This is a genomic window from Acetobacterium sp. UBA5834, from assembly GCF_002435675.1.
Lineage (GTDB): Bacteria > Bacillota > Clostridia > Eubacteriales > Eubacteriaceae > Acetobacterium > Acetobacterium wieringae.
The window spans coordinates 1-21,995 of sequence record NZ_DJGY01000068.1 but is presented as its reverse complement, the minus strand read 5'-3'; the positions used below and the strand labels follow the sequence as shown (position 1 = coordinate 21,995).

Below are 21,995 nucleotides of genomic sequence, written 5' to 3'. Positions count from 1 at the left end.
ACTAAATTGATATTACTTGTATCTTTTTTTCTGAAACACTTAGCTAATTTCAGTTGCTTTTAATCGTTTAAAACATCGCTTTCCCCCATTCGGGCTTAAAGAAATGTTCACCCCTTTATATTAACCTTTATTGACAAATTTTTCAACTATTGAATAATAAATTAAGTAAAATAACGTTAATATTTTATTGTTCACAATAATGTCTTGCCGAAATGCCGGGATGTAGCAGAATCTTTAGCGGGGTTTAATGACTGGTTTTGTCCCTGCGGCCAGATTAATAATCATGTTACTGGTGTTTTTATCCAGATTGGTTTGAATGTAAGCCTTATTATCGAGATAATTATTATAATCACAAAGAATAATGACGGTTCCATTTTTAGTGACAATTTCGTAAGTGTTCACATCCGTCATCCGCACTTCGGAAATCTTTGCCAAGTTACCATCACTTTTCAAATCTTTCAGAATATTCATAACGGTATCAAAGCGCCAGTAGGGCTCAACCACCACTTCCTTACCGATCTCCGATATCGATACCGCATCACTGCCAAAAATTAATGGGATATCCGTTTTTCTTAAATACTCCCCGTCTTCAATCAGTTTTTTGTCTTCAGTGAGATAATAAACCTTGTTATCATAATTGACTGCACAAATCGGTACCGACTCAACCATGCGGATCAGAATCTTATTGGGCATGATCTTTGAAATTTCCAATTCATCCAGATTCATCAGGGCATTAATATTGTAATTTGCCTGATTGACATCGATCAAAAAAATACTTTCGCCCACGTTGATGCCTGATGCTTTTACAACGGTCTCAGTATCAACAATCTCATTTCCAACCACTTCTATTTCAGCAACATTAAATATTCCCAGATTAACAGCCTGATAAGCGCCAAAACTGATCGCACCAATTACCCCTAAAATAACCAGAATGGTAGTCAGCCCTTTCATGATCCGTTTTCGCTTATTGGCCTTTCGTTGCCGACGCCGTTGCTCCCGAAGTTCCTGCTTTGTCGGCTCGTGGTTTTGCGGTTTATTGATGATTTTTTCTTTGGGTTTCTTCTTCTTTGATCGTTTCATTAATTCTCCATTAATTTCTTGATTTCATCATAAATCCGATCTCCGGCATTATTTATACTGAGCGCTTTGGTAATTTGACCCATAGTCTGACGTTTTTTTTCGTCATCCAACAGCGTTTCAACCGTTTGAATCAGTAGCGCTCCAGTCAGATCTTTGTCTTTAATCAGAACCCCGCCGCCCGGATCCGTAATCACCCTGGCATTGAATTCCTGATGGTTTCCGGCGGCCATTGGGTAAGGTACCAGAATTGAAGGTACTCCCACCGCTTGAATTTCCGCCACTGACATGGCACCCGAACGGCTGATCACCAGATCCGCCGCCCCTAAAAGACGATGCACCTCATTACTGTAAGCTTCAACGAAAATATGACCGGATGGGAAAAGCCCCAGGTTTTGAACTTCTTTTTTGATCAACTGGTACTGATCTTTCCCGGTCAAATGATAAATGACCCGATCCTCCCGATTCTGATATGATGCAATCAGCGATAGCGCACTCTGATTGATGGAGCCAGCACCCTGGCTCCCACCCATAATCAGCACCATTTTTTGAGCATCAGAAAGGTTTAAGTGCTTTCGCAATTCGCAGCGGTTGATCTGATAATATTCTGCCCGCACCGGGTTTCCGGCCAGAAAGGTGCCTTCTCCGGGAAAGTATTGTTTTGCCTCATTAAAACTGATGGCAATTCGGTCGACCCGTTTGCCCAGCATCAAATTTGTTTTGCCAGGATAGGCATTCTGTTCATGAATCATCGTTTTTATTTTTCGGCGACTGGCGATCAATAGTAATGGTCCGGCGGTAAAACCGCCAGTGCCAATAACCAGATCCGGCTGATGTTTCCTGATTATTTTTTTGGCGTCGTTGAGTCCGTCAAAAATACCTTTAATCGCCGCCAGGGTTTCCAACGAAGCTTTTCGCTCAAAGCCCCTGACCCGGATATACTCAATCGGATAGCCGTACTGGGGAATAATATTTTTTTCCATCCCCACCAGCGATCCGATAAAAATAATTTCAGCCCCGGGATTTTCGGTTTTTATTTTTTCAGCAATCGCCAGTCCCGGGTATATATGGCCCCCGGTTCCACCCGCTGCAATGAGTACTTTCACAGTCTACCTCACAATCTTTTTCTTGTTTAATGCTGGTTTTCTGTTTAGCTCCAGTTTCTTGCCGAGATCAACATTTCTGGAAATATTTAAAATCGGACCCATCATCGCAAACAGAATGACCATCGAGGAACCGCCGGCACTGATAAAGGGTAAGGCCATCCCGGTTACCGGGATAATCGCTGAAGCCACGCCGACATTAACCAGTACCTGGAATGCCAGCAACAGCATAACGCTGCTGGTATACAGATAGGCAAAGGTATCCTGGGATTTTTGGGCAATCTGGAAGCCTCGCCAGACAACAAAAGCATAGATGCCCAAAACAAGCAAGCATCCGATAAAACCAAATTCTTCGGCAATATTCGCAAAGATAAAGTCATTCTGCAACTCCGGCAAAAACAAATACTTCTGTTTTCCGTTACCCAAACCTCTGCCAAAGATCCCGCCGGTACCAATGGCTAAAAGCGACTGGGATATCTGGTAATCATACCCTCCTTTGCCCAAAAAAACATTAAAACGATCGAGCCGCCAGGGTTCGGCGATCATTAAACCGACCACCGCCAATAATCCAAAGCCCAGATAGGGGTAGAAAAGTTTAAATTTTATCCCGCCAAAATAAAGCACCCCACCGGCGGCCAGAGCAATGGCCATGGCTGCACTTAGCGATGGTTCAATGGCCGTCAGCCCGCAGATCAGCCCCAGCGGCAGCATGCAATTTAATAAAAATGGCATGTTTTCTTTAATAATACCGGGTTTTCGGGAAATAATGGTGCTGAAATAAAGTATTACCGCAACCTTGGCAAATTCTGATGGCTGGAAGGTAGTCACTTTTAAATCAATCCATCGCCTGGCATCATTTACCTTCAGACCGATTCCTGGGATTAAAACAATAATCAATAGAAAAACAGAAATCACAATACCCACCAGATAGTATTTTTTATAAACCCGGTAATCAATCCTGCTCATAATCCCCATAACAGTCACACCCAAAATGACAAAAATAAGTTGTTTTAAGAACAGAGCATAGCCTTTTTCGCCACTGATTGTGGATGAGTACATGCTGGCACTGAATACCATAATCACCCCGATACCCGCCAACAGCATCAGGGCAATCAAAAAGGGTCGATCTATTTTTCCATTCTTCATGGTTTACTCCTCGGTTTCTTATTGATTTTCGGTCACCAATCGCTTGAATACCCGACCGCGGATCTCGTAATTGTCAAACATATCCCAGCTGGCACAGGCTGGCGATAACAAGACGGTATCGCCAGACGCTGCTTGCGCTTTGGCACAGGCAACCGCTTCCTCGTAATTGTCCACCTTGGTGATGGCTAAAACGCCCTTGGCCCTAGCCGCTTTAATCAGGTCATCAGCTGTCACCCCTAAAACAATCAGATGTTTAACCCGTTTTGCCACCAGTTCCATCAGCTCGGAATAATTTTCTTTTTTATCATAGCCTCCGGCCAACAGAATAATCGGTTCTTTTACTGCATTGAGCGCCGTGATGGTGGCATTGGTGTTGGTGCCTTTGGAGTCGTTGATATAGGTCACCCCTGCAAAACAGCCAACCATTTCCAGCCGATGTTCCACGCCTTTAAAGCTTCTCAGCACCTCTACAATAACATCCAGCTGAACGCCTGAAAAATAAGCCAGAGTCAGTGCTGCCAGGGCATTCATGGTATTGTGGGGCCCGATAATGCCCAGCTCGTCTTCCCGACAAACAAAGATCTTTCCCTGACCGTCATTAATATAGATTTCGCCATTTAAACACCAGGCACCATAATCGACCATTTTTTGATAGCTGAACACTGCTTTTTTAGAAACTGCCCTTTCGCCCAATTGACAGACTAAGTGATCATCGCCATTGAGTACCAGTAGATCTTCACTGGTTTGATTTTCAAAGATTCGTCCCTTGGCATTCACATAGTTCTCCATCGTCAGGTGACGATCCAGATGGTCGGGGGTCAGATTGAGAATCGCTGCCGCCCGGGGCCGAAAGGTATGAATGGTCTCCAGTTGAAAGCTGCTGATCTCGGTCACAAAGACTTCATCGGCGGTAGCAGTGTCGACATAGTTGGTAATCGGATCGCCGATGTTTCCCACCACATAGGTTCCCCGTCCAGAGGCTTTGAATAGTTCTCCCAGCAGCGTCGTCGTCGTGGTTTTTCCATTGGTTCCGGTAATCGCAATAAAAGGTGTTCTTGTCAATCGATAGGCCGCTTCAACCTCTCCAGTGACAGGAATACCCTGTTGGTAGGCCGCTTGAATAATTGGAATAATCAGAGGAACTCCCGGACTGACCACCACTTCATCAATTACCTTTAAAATCTCCAGACCTGGTTGCATTCCAAAAATCGACTCAAAATTGGGGTTTTTTTCATAATCCAGAATCTGGGGAAATTCTTTTAAAACAATCCCTGCTGCCCGGGTGTCCGTTAACACCACTGCTTCTTCGTGTTTTAACAATAATTCGGTGACTGCAACCCCACTCCGTGCGGCTCCGATCACCAGAGTTCTTTTTCTCATAATGCGTTCTCCTAACCTAAACAAATAAATGCAATGGTAACAAAAATAGCGGTGACGACCCAAAAAACGGTGACCACCCGGGTTTCGCTCCAGCCTGACAATTCAAAATGATGGTGAATCGGAGCCATCTTAAAAAATCGCTTTCCCCCGGTGGATTTAAAATAGCCCACCTGAATGACAACCGATAAGGCCTCGATGACAAACAGTGCTCCAGCAATCAGCAAAAAAATCTGCAGCTGGGTGATGATGGCCATCACCACCACCGCTCCGCCTAATGCCATCGAACCGGTGTCTCCCATAAAAATGTCCGCCGGATTGGAATTATGTCTTAAAAAGCCCAAACAGCCACCAATGATGGCACCAATAAAAATACTGGTATTGGCCTGGGGCAAAATCAGTGAACCCACAAAAAAGAATATGGCAACAATCAGGGTAACGCCTGACGCCAATCCGTCCAAACCATCGGTTAAATTAACCGCATTGACAATTGATACCACGGCAAAAAAAGTAAAAGGTACATACCAGATTCCAAAATCAACAGTCCGATTCAGCAAGGGTATCACCAGTTCCGAACCAATGGCTGGTGAATAATAGGCATAGAGGGCAATGACCAGCGCACCAATACATTGCAGTGCCATTTTCTGCCAGGCCCGCAGTCCCAGATTATGTTTTTTTGCGACCTTAATATAATCATCAATAAATCCGACACAACCAAAATAGAGCATCACCAGAATCGGAAAAAAATCCCAGCTTCCAATCAACGCCGATAAAACAATAAACGCCACCAGAACGCCCAATTGAATCACCAGGCCCCCCATGGTTGGCGTCCCCGATTTTTCCAGATGGCTTTGCGGGCCTTCTTCCCGGATCGCCTGCCCGAATTTCAGGCGTTTAAGCATCGGGATAAAGCGGGGTGTCACAAAATAGACAACCAAAAAGGAAATCAGTAGACTAATCAACCCTGTTTGCAAACTTGTCATTTCCATTCTTTTCCACCTTCCTTGATAAAATCAATCACCCGTTCCAATCGCATACCCCGGGATGCTTTGATCAGAATAATATCGCCCGGCTCAATAAGCTCTTTTAAACAGGCCCCGGCCGCCAGTGCATCGGCAACCTGATAGACGCTTCCGGCATGATCATAACCCTGACAAATCGCCTGTCCCAGCTGGCCAACACCAATCAGAAGCTCTGCTTTATCCCTGGCATAGTTTCCTACTTCAACATGGGCTGCCGGTCCATGTTCGCCCATTTCCAGCATGTCCCCCAGAACGGCAATCTTTCGCTGGTAGTCACTCCCCAGCGCCGCTAAAACATCCAGCGAGGCTTTCATGGCATCCGGATTGGCATTGTATGAGTCATTTATCACCTTAATTGAGCCCATCGTGAAAATATCCATCCGATTGCCGCTGGGAACAAAAGCGTCCAGCCCGCTTTGAATTTCTGCTTGAGTCATTCCATAAAAATACCCCAAACCGATCGCTACCAGGCAATTATAAACATTATGTTTGCCAGGGTAGTTAAATGTATAGACTTCTTTGCGTTCTTCCCAGGCCACCTGGATTTTCAGGCCCGCTTGAGTTGATGTATAGTGGGTGGCTTTAACAGCATGTTCCCCATCAATACCAAAGGTTCTAACCTGGTAAGGACGCTTCTCTGTTTTTATTTTCTTCAAAAAATCATCATCACCATTTACATAGGCTACACCATCAGCAGTTAAGGTTTGAAGAATTTCTTTTTTGGCCAGGAAAATATTATCCTGGGTTCCCAAGCGTTCAATATGGCTCAGACCAACATTGGTGATCACACTGATTGATGGATCCACCAACTCGATTGATTTTTTTATATCTCCCAGATGATCCATGCCCATTTCGATCACGGCAATTTGATGATTTGGTCCCAAATTAAATAAGGTCTGGGGAATACCGTACTCATTATTGAAGTTTCCTTCTGTTTTTAACGTATTGAACTTTTGCGACAGCACTGCGGCCACCAGGTCTTTGGTGGTTGTCTTGCCACTACTGCCAGTTATGGCAATCACTGGCAGATTGTAACGATGCCGGTTAAAGCTGGCCAATGCTTTCATCGCCGCCAGGGTGGAGTCCACATAAATGACCGTCATTTTCGCTGGGAAGGAGCGGTTTCGCTCCTGAGTCAGACAAACCATCGAACCATTTGAAAAGGCCTGACTGATGTAATCATGACCGTTATTGGTTTCCCCGATAATGGGGATATATAATGCATTATTATTAATTTTACGGCTGTCGATGGCCACATTTGTAATCGACATTGCGGGATTACCCTGGAGCAATCCTCCCCGGGTTATCTGAAGTATTTCATCAATACTGATACTTTCCATGGATACTACCTGATCTTTCTTTCGTATTTGAGTCCGTTCATCGGCGTTGTGCCGTCCTTACCAACAAAACACGTTGCCCAAAAAGACCTAGATATTATATCAAACTTTAAACATAAAGAAAAGCAAGGATTTCCCCCTCGCTTTTCTTTTCATCTTTTATGGGGTAAATGTTACGCTGACGTCACTGCCCTTTTCCACAACCGTTGTTGCAGCTGGTGTCTGACTTGATGCAAAACCATTCCCGGTTATCTTAAGCTTAAGTCCTAATCCCGTGAGGATTTCATTGGCACTTTGAATCGATAACCCTTTTAAGTCAGGAACAATGACCGTTCCAGCTGCCGTACTGTCATCATTTCCCAATGCCAGGATCAATTCACTATTCGGATCGTAAACCGAATTGGTGGGTAAGCTTTGACTGACCACTGTGGAACCGCTGGTGGCTGGATCAACGATATATTTTATTCCCTTTTCATTGAGAATACTGGCGGCAAAATCAATGTTCTGTCCAACCAGGTCGGGCACCGTGATGGTTCCTTTTTGAATTTCTTCCGTTACTGCGCCATTGATCGTGGTATCTGCCGAGTTATAATTGAGCGCCTGTTTGATCAGACTGATGGCAGTTGGTGCCGCACTGGTACTCCCATAGGCCCCTGCCGCCGGCTCATCCAATACGACGTACACCGAATACTTGGGATCTTCCACCGGGGAAAAGCAATAAAAGGAAGTAACATACTTGGAACTGGAATACTCACCATCGATAAACTTTTCAGCCGTCCCGGTTTTCCCGCCAATGCTGTAACCTTCTGAGAGTGCAGTCATATCGGCATCATAACCCACCACCTTGCGCATGATTTCTCTGGTGGCAGCCGATGTTTCTTTTGAAATAATCTGTTTCGGGGACTCACTTGCCTGTCCCTTGGTTTCACTGGAAATAATGGTCGGTTTGACATAATAGCCATTATTGACAACACAGTTCAAGGCACTGACGATTTGAATTGGCGTTACTGCCAAACCCTGCCCAAATGAAAAGGTCGCATAATCGACTTCGTTGACACCACCATTTGCGGTGGACAAACGATTGACAATCCCGGCTTCCTCACCATCCAACTCAATACCAGTGGTTTCACCCAGTCCAAAATTATAGACATACTGATAGAAAACATCGGGGTTCAATTTTTCAATAATCTGTACCAGTCCGGGATTACAGGAATGGGCAATGGCATCCGATACGGTAACACTGCCATGGGGCCCAGTCGCGCAGTTGATTACAGCATCACCAATTTGAATCGATCCCCCACAATAAACCACCGTATCTGGGGTAACTACCCCTTCTTCCAGAGCAGCCGCCCCGGTCAGGGCTTTAAAGGTCGAACCGGGTTCGTAGATAAAACTGACGGCCTGATTTTTATACATCTCAGCCAGTTTTTCCTGCTCGGTTTTGCCCGTCAAATCCGCTGCATGGGTAGCTGCAAAATTGGCATCCAGGGTAAACGGATCGTTAAGGTTATAATCCGGAGTGGTGGCCATGGCCACCACTTCACCGGTTTTTGTTTCCATCACGATCGCCGTTACACTCTTTGTTTTCCAGGTTGCTGCCGCTTCTTCCACCGCCTTTTCAGCCATCAGCTGAATATTACTGTCGATGGTTAAGACAATATCTTCCCCCTGAACCGGTTCTTTTAATATTTTGGTTTGGGATGGAATCTGGTTGCCATCAGCATCTTTCTGAAAATAAACAACCCCGTCTTCACCACTTAAGACATCTTCATAAGTTGCTTCGACACCATAGAGTCCACTATAATCGGTACCGGTAAAACCGAGAATATAGGAGGCGAAGTTCCCGTTGGTATAATACCGCCGGTAATCATCCAGCAGTTCAATGCCATTGTAACTCTCGATTTCGCCATCTTCATCCTTAATCGCTTCCGATTCTTTGATTTCCAGTGCCAGGGCGTTGTCCACCTTCCCTAAAATCAGCACCGGCTGGTTTTCTTTTCGGGTGGCTTTGTCATAGAGCGTTTCATAATTATAATCCAGATCTTTAGCAATTGCCGATGCTACTGCCTCGGGATCTTTTATATTAATCGGTTCAAAATACAAGGTACCATCTTCAACCGTCACCCCGGCAAAGTTATGACTGAGCACAATGACCGCCGCACCCTGGCTGATCCCAGTTTTTACCTCAACAATATCATTCTCCAGAACGGAGATCTTTTTCTGAATTTCTTCAATCTTCAAGCCCAATTTGCTACTAAGTGTTTTGGCCAGACGTTCCGGGTCTTCGACCTCATATGGAATGACGTTAACTGCCGTAGCCGAAGAATCCTTGGCCAGCACATTTTTGTTTCGGTCATAAATGTCGCCCCGGGATGCCTTGATTGGCACTTCTTCAACAAGCTGATCAACTTGCCGTTCATATTTTCCGGTTGAGTTTACAATTTGCAGGGAAAATAATTTCCCAATAACAATAATTAAGCACAATGAAAGTACAACCATGGCAATCATAATGCGATTCTGCTTGCCGACCGGTCCAATCTCTCGTTGTGCCTTCTTTTTTATATTCACATTTTTTCTCCACATTTTTATTTAGCTAAGCTTACCTGATTCAGCTTAAATAAACCCTAACTAAAACAAATTTTCAAACCAGCTTCTGACAATTTGTGAGTCTGTCATCAGTGATTCGTCTGCTTTTTCAGTTACCAGCTCCCGCCGGTATTGCTCCTGAACCGGCTCAGTCATCCCATAACCTCTGGCCTGGGCCTCAATCGATTGAAGGTTCATGTTGGTGACCAGCTGACCTTCTTTGCTGTCATTAACCTGTACGGCATCCTCCAGTGTTTTCTGAAGCTCCCGGATCTCCGTGTTTTTTTCGGTTATGACGGCATGTTGAAACAAGATGCCGATCATCGCCACAAACGCTAACAGGCCAATGATCATCACATATGAACTTGTGGTCATCCGCTTCCTGTTTTGTTTCGGCATTTTAACTCTTTTTTGCGTAGTTGCCATGGAACACTCCTTTGTTTAACTTTCTGTTCCCAGCTTTTCGACAATCCGCAGCTTAGCACTACGCGAACGTCGGTTTTCTTCCAGCTCATCAGCCCCTGGAACCATTGGTTTTCTGGAAATAAGTTTTACCACCGGCAATTTTCCACAAACACATTGGGGAAAATCTGCAGGGCAGGTACAGGGGTTGGCTTTATCTTTAAACAGTTGCTTGACTACCCGATCCTCCAGGGAATGAAAGGTGATCACGCACATTCTGCCGCCTGGTTTGAGGGCTTCCAGCCCCTGGTTCAAGGCATCTTCCAATATCTTTAGTTCACCATTAACTTCGAGCCGAATGGCCTGAAAAGTTTTGCGTGAAGGGTGTTTTTCTTTAAAACGTTCCCTGGGCGGATAAGCATTCTTGATGATTTCACTTAACTCCAGGGTGGTGGTGATTCGCTTAAGCGCTCTGGCTTTAACAATCGCTTTAACGATTTGACTGGCAAATTTTTCTTCGCCATAAAGAAATAGTATTTTTTTTAGTTCTCCGGGAGCGTAGTCATTTACCACCATTTCGGCGGTTAGATCTGCCAACTGGTTCATCCGCATATCCAGCGGACCATCGTTATGATAAGAAAAGCCTCGGGTATCGTCATCCAGTTGAAATGACGAAACCCCGAGGTCATATAGAATACCGTCGATCCCAAAGAGATGGAGGCCCTTTAGAACCTTGGCTAAACTGGCAAAATTACTTTTTACAAAATGTCGCTGACAGGCAAAGGCCGCCAAGCGATTCTTCGCATACTCCAAAGCAAAATCATCCTGATCGATGCCAACCAAAATGCCGCTTTCATCGAGTGACTCACAAATCCATTGGGAATGCCCACCACCACCCAGAGTGCAATCCACATAGATGCCTTTTGGTTTGATGTCCAGACCGTCAATGGATTCCCGCAATAATACAGTGGTATGTGAAAATGTTTGTGGTTTCATTTATATTCCCAGCATTGCCATGTTATTGGCAATGTCCTCATAGTTTAAGTCTTCATTATCGTTATAGTCCGTCCACAGTTGACTGTCCCATATTTCCAGGCGATTTGACACCCCGATAATGGTTACCTCTTTGGTAATTTTTGCATATTTTCGCAAAGAAAGTGGTATGCTGGCTCGACCCTGTCGATCCAATTCGCAGTCAGCAGCACCAGCAAAGAAAAATCGGGTAAACGCCCGGGCATCTTTATCCGATACCGGCAGTGCTTTTAATTTACTTTCAAAATTACCCCACTCTTCCATGGAAAAAACAAACAGGCAGCAATCCAGTCCTTTTGTTAGAACAAATTCTCCGCCCAGAGATTCTCTGAATTTTGAAGGAATGATCAATCGTCCCTTGTCGTCGATATTATGTTCATACTCTCCAAAAAACATTCAGATCCTCCTCCTTCTTACTTTACTCTTCCATTTTCTTCCACATTATACCACACTCCACCACCCTTCACAAGTTACGAAAGCGGCTATTAAGCAAAAAACAAATATTTATTTTGTTAAAAATTCCCTACATTTGTATTGATTTTACATCAAATAGCTTAAAAATAAATTCGCCTGTTACTGATTGTTCTTAATTTCTACATTATAACTTGTGATTGTATCCGTTTTGGTTTAAACTAATAAAATAATGAAAATTAAGGAGTTATTTTAAATGAGAGCAGTAGTTACGGTTATTGGAAAAGACCGCACCGGAATAATTTATAATGTATCTAAAATTCTGGCTGAAAATGAAGTCAATATCGAAGACATCAGCCAGACGGTTATGCATGATTTTTTCACTATGATCATGCTGGTGGACATGTCAAATATGTCTGTCGATTTTAATGTCCTGAAAAACGCCCTGGAAACCGTTGGCGAAGACATCGGGATGTCAATCCGCATTCAGCATGAAGATCTTTTCAATGCCATGCACACCATTTAGGCGGCCTGATTATGGCAATGTTTAAAGACGTCCTTGAGACGGTAAGAATGATTGAAAAAGAGCGATTGGACATCCGTACCATCACCATGGGAATTTCATTGCTGGATTGCATTGATTCCTCCGGAGCCAAAAGCCGCCAGAAAATTTATGATAAGATCACGCGCTTAGCCGAAAACCTGGTTAAAGAAGGGGAGCGGATTGAAAATGAATTGGGCATCCCGATTGTCAATAAACGCATCTCGGTGACCCCGATATCACTCATCGCTGGTAGCAGTGATGATCTTAACTATGTTGAATACGCCAAAATCCTCGATGCCGCTGCCGCAACCGTCGGGATTAACTTTATCGGCGGTTTTTCAGCCCTGGTTCCCAAGGGCTTCACCAAAGGCGACCGGATTCTGATCGACTCCATTCCTGAAGCTCTGGCAACCACCAATTGCGTCTGTTCATCGGTTAATCTTGGTTCCTCAAAAGCCGGTATTAATATGGACGCTGTTAAACGACTGGGTGAGGTGATTAAAGAAACCGCCTACCTGACCCGGAATGCTGATTCGATCGGCTGTGCCAAGTTTGTGGCCTTTGCCAATGCCGTCGAAGACAATCCCTTTATGGCTGGCGCCTTTCACGGCGTCGGCGAAGCGGAATCGGTTCTCAATGTCGGGGTCAGCGGCCCCGGTGTTGTCAAGCGGGCCCTGGAAAAAGCCCAGGACGCTTCCTTTGGCGAAATGGCCGAAATTATTAAGAAAACTGCCTTCAAAATTACCCGAGCCGGTCATCTGGTTGGCACAACGGTCGCTGAACGCCTGAATGTCCCCTTTGGTATTTTAGATTTATCCCTGGCACCAACTCCCGAAATCGGCGACAGCGTGGCTCGAATTCTGGAAGAAATGGGCCTGGAACATTGTGGTACCCATGGGACTACCGCAGCACTGGCGATGCTTAATGATGCCGTTAAAAAAGGTGGTATTATGGCATCCACCTCGGTAGGTGGCTTCAGTGGCGCCTTTATCCCGGTCAGTGAAGACGAAGGGATGATTGAAGCAGTCGAATGCGGCGCTCTGACCTTTGATAAACTGGAAGCCATGACCAGCGTCTGTTCAGTTGGGATCGATATGGTCGCCATCCCGGGTGACACCCCAGCTTCCACCATTTCTGGTATTTTAGCTGATGAAGCCGCCATCGGCGTCATCAACAATAAAACCACCGGGGTTCGGGTAATTCCCGTTTATGGCAAAGACGTCGGCGATACTGCCGAATTTGGTGGCCTTCTGGGACGAGCTCCGATTATGCCCATCAATAAAAATGACTGTTCAGTTTTTGTAAATCGTGGCGGTCAGATTCCAGCCCCGATTCACAGCTTTAAAAACTAACAACGGATCAACCCAGGAGGCCTGCAACAGCAGGTCTCCTGTTTTATACAAGGAGTAACTAAATGAATCAAGAATTATGGAAAAAATGTGTAACCTTTCACGGACATCACTGTCCGGGCCTGGCGATTGGCGTCCGGGCTTCGCTGGAAGCGATCAAAGCGCTTTCGCTCGATATGAGCAGCAATGACAAAATTGTCTGTGTCGCCGAGAATGAATCCTGCAGTGTTGATGGAATCCGGGTGGTGCTGGAATGCACTGGCCAAAAAGGCAATCTGTTTTTCATTCAAGGTGGAAAACAGGCTTTTTCGGTTTTTAATCAAACCACCGGTGCGAGTGTTCGGTTGATTTTAAAAGAGCTGCCAGCAATGGAGCGTGATGAAATGGAAGACTTCCTGCTGAATGAACCTGATGCATCAAATTTATTTGATTTTGAAAAACCCCATTTTGAATTGCCTGAACAGGCTTAATTCCCTCGATATTTTTAATAACACCGTCAAGCTCAGTCTCTAATCACTGTGGTGGCGGTGTTTTTTAATCGCTATGCGATCACCGATTTATGATACCAGCTGGCGACGCTGATATGGTATACTATAGGCAACCAATAAACCTATAATTATCGAACGAGGTATACCGATGTTTACTCTGCCAACTTACACAGCTCCTGATTTTACAGAAAGCTTTTTTGTTAAAGCCCCCAGTGTTCGAACCATGCCAGCTCCCATGGATGGGGTGGTTCCGGAAAACTTTTATGCCACCACTATCTTCCCCGAATATTTTAAAATTCATGATAGCTGGCAGCTAATGGCTGAAAGCCGGATGGACTGCGTGGTCGTGATCGCCGATGATCGGCCCCATGCCATTGAATTCAGAAACGTCAAGAAAGGCGATGCGGTTGTGGTTGGACGTCATGAAGACGGCGAAAACGGTGTTTATGTCGATCATTTTGCTTTCAGAAAAAAACAGGAAAACGGCGATAACTTCTCGTTTCGAACGTCAAACTCCCGGGAAACCGCTTACTCCCGGGACTATGACCGACTTTATGAATTACTCGAGTTTGAACGAGAGAACGGCTATATTTTGTGGGTTCTCGGCCCGGCGGTTACCTTTGATCAGGACTCCCGCAATGCCATGACCCATCTGATCGAGATGGGCTATGTCGATGCCCTCTTTGCAGGTAACGCACTGGCAACCCACGATTTGGAATCCCACTTTTTTAACACCGCTTTGGGTCAGGACATTTACTCCAAAGAAAATAAGTCCCTGGGTCACTATCATCATATTGAAACCATCAATCGGGCCAGGAGCTGCGGTTCCCTGAAAAACCTGATCGAAAAATATAAAATTACGGATGGTATCGTCAGTTCCTGTATTACCAATAATATACCCCTGGTTTTAGCCGGTTCGATTCGGGATGATGGCCCCTTACCGGGCGTCTATGCTGATGTTTACAGCGCCCAGGATGCGCTGCGGGTACACACCAGAAAAGCCACCACGATCATCTGTCTGGCAACCCAACTCCATACCATTGCCACTGGCAATATGACCCCCTCCTACCAGGTCATTAATGGCGCAGTGCGACCGGTTTATTTTTATACTGTTGATATCTCCGAGTTTGTGGTAAATAAACTCAAAGATCGGGGCAGCCTCAGCTCCAAATCAATTATCACCAATATCCAGGATTTTGTCGTCAACTTGCAACGCAATTTATCGTTAAAGTAATGTACGTACGCAAAAAAAGACCTCTGCCGAAGCAAAAGTCTCTACCACTCGATGATAAACTACATAATAGATGGCAAAATTAATGGTAGTACGGAAAAATTAATCAATTGCAGCACCCAGATCGTACAGGCTGGCGGGTCAATGTGACTATCTGCATAACTGTTAAAGGTTAACCCGGCAAACTCTCCGATTAAAGCACCCAAAACCCCAGTGATGGCGGCAGCAATAATCGCTGCCAATGGGCTTAATGTACCCGAGAATACAACAATCGCGGTGGATGCTGCTGGCAATACGATATGATGACAGCCATAGAAAGGTAGTCCCATGCAGGCAAAAATCAGACCAAATGCGGCGATCCCAAAGGCAAAACCACCCATCTGTGAGAAAATATATGCGGCTTCTTCAGAACCGGCCAACGCCATGTTTCCAAAAGCTGCCACGATTCCGCCAACCAGAATCCCAAATCCGGCACCGATCACCAGGGTGAAAATCATGTCTGAACCCTGAGGCAGATAATGCCGGGTCACACCGGCTGGCGTTTTTCCGGTTAAACCAGAATTTGTGAAAAGCAAACGCACCAGAATCGCTGAAATAACCACGCTTAAGGCAACCGTATCGGTCCACGCTGCTGATCCAAATACATTAGCTCCGATTAAGGTGCCGATGGTAAAGTTTAATAAGTAACCAATAATACCAAAGATTCCACCAACCAGCAGTACTGAAGCGTCTTTTAAGCCAGCAAGCGGTGTGATAATATCGCCGCCGACTTCCAATTTACCAATTTTTTTAGCATAACCGGCAGCTGCTACTGCACCAGCAAAAGCAATACATGGCGAGAACCATGATCCAAAGCTGACGATACCAATCGCTGGCGCTCCGAAATCTCCGGCAAGAATTGCGGCAACAACTGTTAACCCGGTAAAAATAAATGATGGCACACCGCCGATGGCAGCTGCAAACAGCCCACCGCCAAACGCAGCAATTAATAATGTTAAGTCCATTTCTTTTCTCCTTTTAATTGTATTAAGATTATCGTAAACACATTAACGTTCATCGAGTGGCTCTGATAATGTTTACAAGATCAGTTTAACAAGAAGAACAAAATTTTGCTATGGTCATCATTGCCAAAATATCTATTCATCTTTGTGCATTAATCACAAGTCAAACGATTAGCATCATGGGCAATCAATAATATCCATCAAACTGTTTTATGATCTAACACTTATTCTTCGCAAAATAAAAAAAGAGCCTGAGCTCTCTTAAATTAAGGGGTTTAGTATAAACTTTACGCCATGCTAAACAGGGGTCACAATCCCTATGTGCTATCATATCCAATTTTTTAGTTAAAATCATCAGCCCTTGGTTACAAAACAGCATGGTTAATCTGTGCATTCTGCACAGATAATTGCTCAATTCATTATACACTTTTAATACTTTTCGGTTTATCATCCCATTTTTATCACAACACTTATTGATGTCTTAGAAATTCTAAAATCCGAAAAGAGTAGGCCAGATCAAATTGAACCTTTGGATCAGCAAGATCCAGCTGAGTAAGGGCCTTAATCCGCTCCATGCGATAGCTGAGCGTATTTCGATGGATGTGGAGATTTGCGCAGGTTTCTTTGTAATTACATCCATGATCAACCAGTGTATTTAACGTATAAAACAATTCTGATTGATGCTGACGGTCATATTTCTCAAGGATCAGCAAGCTGCTTTGCACAAAGTCCTTAAGATTATTTCTTGTGTCACCATGAATCTTTTCAATCAGATGAAAAAATTTGTAATCCCCATAATGGTAGAATCGCTTTTTTTGATGAACAGACACACCGATTCGGATAGCTGCCCCCGCCTGTAAATAATAGTACTGAAAATTTTCAATCCCATTAAAAAAATCACTCATACCAATTCGTAGGCCGTGTTTTTCCATAAAACTCTTCAGACGTCTGATTCCTTTTTCGGTTTTTTCTTTTTCCAGGTCGGTACATAAAACAACCATTTGATTGCCATAAAAAATTGCATGGGATTTCGGAAAAACATGATAAAAATCATCTCGTAATGAATCTTTGATCCCTTCCTGATACAGACCATCGTCATTTTGCTCCGAAACCAGTACACACAGATTGTTACTGCTGTTTAGCTCCGATTCCAGAACCCATGATTTAAAATCAGCGTTTTCCTTATCTCGGCCTTCAATCAAATCCATCAAAATACCCTCATTCATGTTGCCACGAATATATTTATATTGGGGAATTTTTAGAATAATCTCTGTTAACACCTCGTTGGCCAAAAGCAACAACTCTAAATGCTGATTTGTCACTTCTGCATCTTGAAAAAACATCACCATGGCACCAGCATATTTTTCCCGGATAATCACCGGAGACACCAATACCTTCGACTCACTTTCCAGACCAACTATATAAGGTGTTCGTTCCTTGGGAAAACGTTTGACTTCTTCAATGTTGACAATTTCAAATATAAACTCATGGCTGCAAAAGCCTTTGGCGATGGCTAAATTCCAGGAGGGATCGGTGATCTCATTGGTTCGGCTGACGCCGCGAATGGAAAAGTTGATATCAATAAAAACCACCGGTTTTTCCATCAGATAACTGATGGTTTCCACCACCTCTTCGACTGTGTGATTATCCAGTAATAGACTTAATAAGCGATTGCTCTGTCGGTATCTCAGTTCAGTTTGACTTTCCATCGTTGTGCTTTATTTTTTACTCCATTTCAATTGTTTAAATACCTTGCCTATGCTATCGTTGATGACAAGGTTCGCCCGTGAATCCATCGGGGTTGAGGATTTATTGACCAGAACCAGATTTCTACCCCGATAATAATCGATCAAACCTGCCGCCGGGTAAACGCCCAGCGACGTTCCGCCAATAATCAACACATCAGCATTACTGATGGCCGCAACCGACTGATTCATCACATCGCTATCGAGCCCTTCCCCATATAAAACCACATCTGGCTTGATGGTTCCGCCACAACTGCATTTAGGTACTCCCTGACTTTCCTCGATCATATTAACCGGATAAAACTGATGACAGCGCATACAGTAATTGCGATGAACCGATCCATGCAACTCAAGCACCCGTTTACTACCGGCCAATTGATGGAGTCCATCAATATTCTGAGTAATGACTGCTGTCAACAGCTGTTGTTTCTCCAGCTCTGCCAGTTTTTGATGGGCATCATTGGGTTTTGCCTGCAGATAGAGCATTTTATTCCGGTAAAAATGATAGAATTCTTCTGTGTTATTTATAAAAAATTCATGGGAAAGAATCGTTTCCGGCGGATAACGATAGGTTTGATTGTAGAGCCCATCGACACTCCTAAAATCAGGAATACCACTTTCTGTGGATACGCCAGCGCCACCAAAAAACACAATATTTCCAGCCTTGGCAATCATTTCTTGTAACATTTCGATCTCGTTCATGATTTGACCTCTTTTTTAATATTTTTTGTTAACCTATTTTTCTCAGGAAGTATTTTACCATATCCAGTCCCTTATTTCCTGACTGTTCACAATAACAATCCCCATATCGATCAGCAAATCCATGACATCCTGATAACACAAAAGTATCAACCGTTTCCTTCTGATTAAGTCGAGGAATGATTGACCGCACCTCAAAGGATGCCTCCTGCTCCGAAAAAATCAGCAGGCAGGGACAGACTGGGCTGACATCAAGATAGTCTCTGATTCGTGACCCGTAAAATCCGATCATTCCATCACAATATGGATTTTCTGTCAAACGCCAGGCGATGGTTGCTCCCACACTTGAACCAAAAACAATAATTTTATTATAAAATTTCTTTAATTCTTCAATGTCGGTAGCAATTTCACGATATCGTTCAAAGCTGTTATTCTCTACAAACGCCTGGTAAGCTTCATTGCTTTGAGCGTATTGATAAACACGTTCTTCCGGACTTAAATCCACACAAAAAATGTCATAATCCTGCACTCTAAAAAACTCTGCCCAGTCATGAATATACTGATTCATCCCATAAATTTCCGGAATGATTATAACCGCTCGTTCTGCTTCTGAGTCCTGCCGGGACATTTTTTTCAACACCATTTCTTTTAAAACCGCTGCATGTCATCGTATCTTTACGATAATTGCATCCTCCCATATAAATTCGTTAAAAACCGTCATCCCCATAAAAAAGCCACTGCAAAAATTATTCTTGCAGCGACTTCTATAACAGATAAAAATAGTATCCATCGTCATTTAATCTTCGGCGATTACAATCAAACCATCCATTTCTCCCAAGCTAACCATCGTTGATTTACTGGGATTAATATAAATACCGTAATCCTTTTTAGCATCCTTTTGTTCTGCCGCAATCACATAACCAATAACGATTTCGTTCTTCCTTTTTGCTGCTTCAACCAGCGTGTAATAATTAACTGCTTTATCTGGCTGAATGTATTTTGACGCCCTTTTTATATAAAGCTCCGAACCATCTGCATCAAACAGGTCTTCAAAGACAGTATTAATCATTCTGTTTTCCGAAACCTGAGTTAGCATTAAACTGATCAGTTTTTCACTGACAATAAAGTCGTTGACTCTGGTTACTTCGGCCAGTTTCTTATTTCTAAAATCCAGCATTTCACTGACAACTGAAAAACGACAGTTCAGTTTTTCGGAAATATCTCGAAGCTGAAGCAGAACGACCAGCGTATTGGCATCTGACTCCTGCACATCGAGTTCCGAATTATTTGACAGGATGATGACATGATCGTAATTTTTGACCATCAGTTCGTCTAAAATCCGGCGATCTTTTGGATCTCCCTTCAATAATTCGATTTGCTGATTCACTACCTGACTAAGAGCAATTTGAAACTCTTCGTCTTCAACACAATCTGATACAACAGTCAAAAGCGAACCTTGCGGTACATAATTGTCAATTTCCTGAATAATTAAGTGAGCATTGTCATTCCAACCTAGGATCAGCGTCTTTTCGGGTCGGTCCGGTTGCGATGATGCGTTTTGACGAATTGCTTCAACATCAACCGAAGATTGCTGATCTGATTTTACTCGAATCGTATCATCATCTTCTGAAATGGCAATAATTTGGTCTCCCGGTTTTAGTACCGTGTCCATCGGCGGGTTCAAATATGTTTTCCCCTGGGACTGAACGCCGATCACCGTTGATTTCTCAAACAAAAACAGGGTCTCGCCAAATGTTTTTCCAATTATTTCTGCGCAATCACTGAAATAAATTTCATCACCGCCAAAATCCAGTAGTTCAGTGTAAACTGTCGAAAGACCTGGCTGACGGCAGGTTTGAGCAATTATGCGGGAGATGAGTGTATCACTGAGAATTATTTCCGCCTGATTGTTTCCGGCAATTTGGGCCACTTGAACGTTCTCAGGATCTCGCAAGACGGTAACAATATTATAAGGCTCACTGCGCTTATTCGGATTATTGGTAATGGCCAGAATCGTCTTTATTACTCGGGTATCATCCTCCGGAATGATGATAATTGATCGGGACGTATTTAAACTGACGATTTCCAGATCATCAATATCGATTGGATTTCCCTGACGGGTGACGATTCGGGTCGTTTTTAGATCGGTGATCCGCTCACGAATGGCGTCATCCATTTCGGACTTATCATGATTCCCCATCACAACAATACAAGCATGTTTACGATTGCTGTTCGCTTCAATCAATTCTTCAATAATTGTAAAAATTTGCTCTGACCATCCCAGAATAATGGTTTGATCCTTTTCAATCACTCGGGATCTTCCTTTTCTTAGCGATTCCAATTTTGCTTCAATCCCAGTTGTTAAAATCCCAATCAGGATACTGAGGATAAAGATACCGCCAAGCGTAGTGACAAACATTAAAAAGATATAACCAGCACTACCGGTATCTCCACTGACCGTTCCAGAATCAATGGCACGCATTAATCCCATCCACAGCAGCTCAGTAAAACTTGAGGTTGGCCCGGATTGGGTAATCCAGACGATCAAGGAAATCACAGCAATCATAATTGCCGTCGCACTGGCTAATGACAATAATAGTATACCCGTTCCTTTTGACATCAAATTGTCAAATTTGTACCTAAGTTTTTCTAAAAATCCAACTTCATCCATCTTACACCTCTTTAAAGTTATTAGTTTTAGCCGATTGTCTCGTCTAATGATAATTATTTGAAGGAGTCTATTCTATTTCATTTATAATTTTTACATTTTATCACATTCAGCCATTCGCTTCAATCACTGTTGACACCCTTTTTTTTGCAATTGACGATTTCGAATCTTTTTTCCTACACGTCAGAATCTTTATCTTTCTTTTTTTTGAAAAGATTGCCCAAATACATTCCCATTAATGATAAACACCCATATATGCAACCATATATAACTACTTTCATATATATCATCGAGAATACAAGCGGGAGAAAAATGATGCTTATAAAAACCGGATAAAACCAGACGATACCATTTTTAAATCCATATACAAACCCAGCTATTAAACAATATCCGGGAATAATCAAGAGCATAAAGAACAAAAAATATTTTGAATCCGGCTCCAGCATCGGCAAGATAAAAAAGATCACGGCTGTCATTACCAGATATGGTAATACCGGCAATAATAATGGTAAGTTTTTTTTCATTATCGGCTCCTACATCGGCTCCTACGACATTCACGACTGAAATGTTATTAATGCATTTATTAATTATAACATGAATCGCTCATGTTATCGATATTTAAGTATATATTCGACTCAAACAGCTCTTAAAGTTACTGCCGCTTGATGAAGCTGTGCAACTCCGGCTCCGCTGTGCTACGCCTCCGTTTGGGGCTTCGCCCCATAAAAAAATACAGACATAAACATTGATTTCTAAGTGAACTTGAATCAGGCTCAT

General features: G+C 43.5%; 20 protein-coding genes. 4 read left to right on the top strand and 16 right to left on the bottom strand.

What is annotated here, in order from left to right; translation table 11 throughout:
• Window positions 1-234 precede the first annotated feature (234 nt).
• The 10 genes from B3F51_RS13725 to mraZ form a co-directional block, all read right to left on the bottom strand.
• Complete coding sequence (locus B3F51_RS13725) at window positions 235-1,080, bottom strand: cell division protein FtsQ/DivIB (RefSeq protein ID WP_286947648.1); 846 nt, start codon at window positions 1,078-1,080, stop codon at window positions 235-237.
• Window positions 1,080-2,183, bottom strand: a complete 1,104-nt coding sequence (murG, locus tag B3F51_RS13720; RefSeq protein WP_286947646.1) for an undecaprenyldiphospho-muramoylpentapeptide beta-N-acetylglucosaminyltransferase — start codon at window positions 2,181-2,183, stop codon at window positions 1,080-1,082. Before murG ends, B3F51_RS13725 begins: the two co-directional genes overlap by 1 nt.
• Window positions 2,184-2,186: 3 nt before the next feature.
• Window positions 2,187-3,326 carry a putative lipid II flippase FtsW gene (ftsW, locus tag B3F51_RS13715; protein ID WP_286947644.1) on the bottom strand — a complete coding sequence of 380 codons (1,140 nt, stop codon included), beginning with the start codon at window positions 3,324-3,326 and terminating at the stop codon, window positions 2,187-2,189.
• Between the two features lie 18 nt (window positions 3,327-3,344).
• Window positions 3,345-4,706 (bottom strand): UDP-N-acetylmuramoyl-L-alanine--D-glutamate ligase, encoded by a 1,362-nt coding sequence (gene murD, locus B3F51_RS13710; protein WP_286947642.1) that lies wholly within the window; start codon window positions 4,704-4,706, stop codon window positions 3,345-3,347.
• A gap of 11 nt (window positions 4,707-4,717) precedes the next feature.
• The gene (gene mraY, locus B3F51_RS13705) at window positions 4,718-5,692 is read right to left on the bottom strand and encodes a phospho-N-acetylmuramoyl-pentapeptide-transferase (protein ID WP_286947640.1); all 975 of its coding nucleotides are present in this window, start codon (window positions 5,690-5,692) and stop codon (window positions 4,718-4,720) included.
• Window positions 5,683-7,065, bottom strand: coding sequence for a UDP-N-acetylmuramoyl-tripeptide--D-alanyl-D-alanine ligase (locus B3F51_RS13700; protein ID WP_070371087.1), 1,383 nt, complete (start codon window positions 7,063-7,065; stop codon window positions 5,683-5,685). Before B3F51_RS13700 ends, mraY begins: the two co-directional genes overlap by 10 nt.
• A 156-nt stretch (window positions 7,066-7,221) precedes the next feature.
• Window positions 7,222-9,630 (bottom strand): PASTA domain-containing penicillin-binding protein, encoded by a 2,409-nt coding sequence (locus B3F51_RS13695; protein ID WP_148636597.1) that lies wholly within the window; start codon window positions 9,628-9,630, stop codon window positions 7,222-7,224.
• A gap of 60 nt (window positions 9,631-9,690) precedes the next feature.
• Window positions 9,691-10,023, bottom strand: coding sequence for a hypothetical protein (locus B3F51_RS13690; protein WP_148636596.1), 333 nt, complete (start codon window positions 10,021-10,023; stop codon window positions 9,691-9,693).
• Between the two features lie 66 nt (window positions 10,024-10,089).
• Window positions 10,090-11,046, bottom strand: a complete 957-nt coding sequence (gene rsmH, locus B3F51_RS13685) for a 16S rRNA (cytosine(1402)-N(4))-methyltransferase RsmH (RefSeq protein ID WP_286947637.1) — start codon at window positions 11,044-11,046, stop codon at window positions 10,090-10,092.
• The gene (gene mraZ / locus B3F51_RS13680) at window positions 11,047-11,478 is read right to left on the bottom strand and encodes a division/cell wall cluster transcriptional repressor MraZ (RefSeq protein ID WP_070371091.1); all 432 of its coding nucleotides are present in this window, start codon (window positions 11,476-11,478) and stop codon (window positions 11,047-11,049) included.
• 271 nt (window positions 11,479-11,749) lie between these two features.
• Between mraZ and B3F51_RS13675 the strand changes: the two genes are divergently transcribed.
• From B3F51_RS13675 to B3F51_RS13660, 4 genes are all read left to right on the top strand, one after another.
• Complete coding sequence (locus B3F51_RS13675; protein WP_070371092.1) at window positions 11,750-12,019, top strand: ACT domain-containing protein; 270 nt, start codon at window positions 11,750-11,752, stop codon at window positions 12,017-12,019.
• An 11-nt stretch (window positions 12,020-12,030) separates the two neighbouring features.
• The gene (locus B3F51_RS13670) at window positions 12,031-13,389 is read left to right on the top strand and encodes a PFL family protein (RefSeq protein ID WP_070371093.1); all 1,359 of its coding nucleotides are present in this window, start codon (window positions 12,031-12,033) and stop codon (window positions 13,387-13,389) included.
• Window positions 13,390-13,451: 62 nt separating this feature from the next.
• Window positions 13,452-13,856, top strand: coding sequence for a formylmethanofuran dehydrogenase subunit E family protein (locus tag B3F51_RS13665; protein WP_286947635.1), 405 nt, complete (start codon window positions 13,452-13,454; stop codon window positions 13,854-13,856).
• A 166-nt stretch (window positions 13,857-14,022) separates the two neighbouring features.
• Window positions 14,023-15,108 carry a hypothetical protein gene (locus B3F51_RS13660; RefSeq protein WP_148636594.1) on the top strand — a complete coding sequence of 362 codons (1,086 nt, stop codon included), beginning with the start codon at window positions 14,023-14,025 and terminating at the stop codon, window positions 15,106-15,108.
• Between the two features lie 59 nt (window positions 15,109-15,167).
• Here the strand turns inward: B3F51_RS13660 and B3F51_RS13655 are convergent, their stop codons facing one another.
• The 6 genes from B3F51_RS13655 to B3F51_RS13630 all read right to left on the bottom strand — a co-directional run bounded on the left by B3F51_RS13655 (window position 15,168) and on the right by B3F51_RS13630 (window position 21,742).
• Window positions 15,168-16,109 carry a hypothetical protein gene (locus B3F51_RS13655; protein ID WP_070371096.1) on the bottom strand — a complete coding sequence of 314 codons (942 nt, stop codon included), beginning with the start codon at window positions 16,107-16,109 and terminating at the stop codon, window positions 15,168-15,170.
• Between the two features lie 467 nt (window positions 16,110-16,576).
• Window positions 16,577-17,815 carry a PucR family transcriptional regulator gene (locus B3F51_RS13650; protein ID WP_250933548.1) on the bottom strand — a complete coding sequence of 413 codons (1,239 nt, stop codon included), beginning with the start codon at window positions 17,813-17,815 and terminating at the stop codon, window positions 16,577-16,579.
• A gap of 9 nt (window positions 17,816-17,824) precedes the next feature.
• On the bottom strand, window positions 17,825-18,553 hold the full coding sequence (locus B3F51_RS13645) for an NAD-dependent protein deacylase (protein WP_070371098.1): 729 nt from the start codon (window positions 18,551-18,553) through the stop codon (window positions 17,825-17,827).
• A gap of 28 nt (window positions 18,554-18,581) precedes the next feature.
• On the bottom strand, window positions 18,582-19,178 hold the full coding sequence (locus B3F51_RS13640; protein WP_070371099.1) for a dienelactone hydrolase family protein: 597 nt from the start codon (window positions 19,176-19,178) through the stop codon (window positions 18,582-18,584).
• Window positions 19,179-19,346: 168 nt separating this feature from the next.
• Window positions 19,347-21,221, bottom strand: a complete 1,875-nt coding sequence (locus B3F51_RS13635) for a CASTOR/POLLUX-related putative ion channel (RefSeq protein WP_148636592.1) — start codon at window positions 21,219-21,221, stop codon at window positions 19,347-19,349.
• A gap of 173 nt (window positions 21,222-21,394) precedes the next feature.
• A complete protein-coding gene (locus B3F51_RS13630; protein WP_070371101.1) occupies window positions 21,395-21,742 on the bottom strand; it encodes a hypothetical protein in 348 nt (115 codons plus the stop codon).
• Window positions 21,743-21,995: the final 253 nt, after the last annotated feature.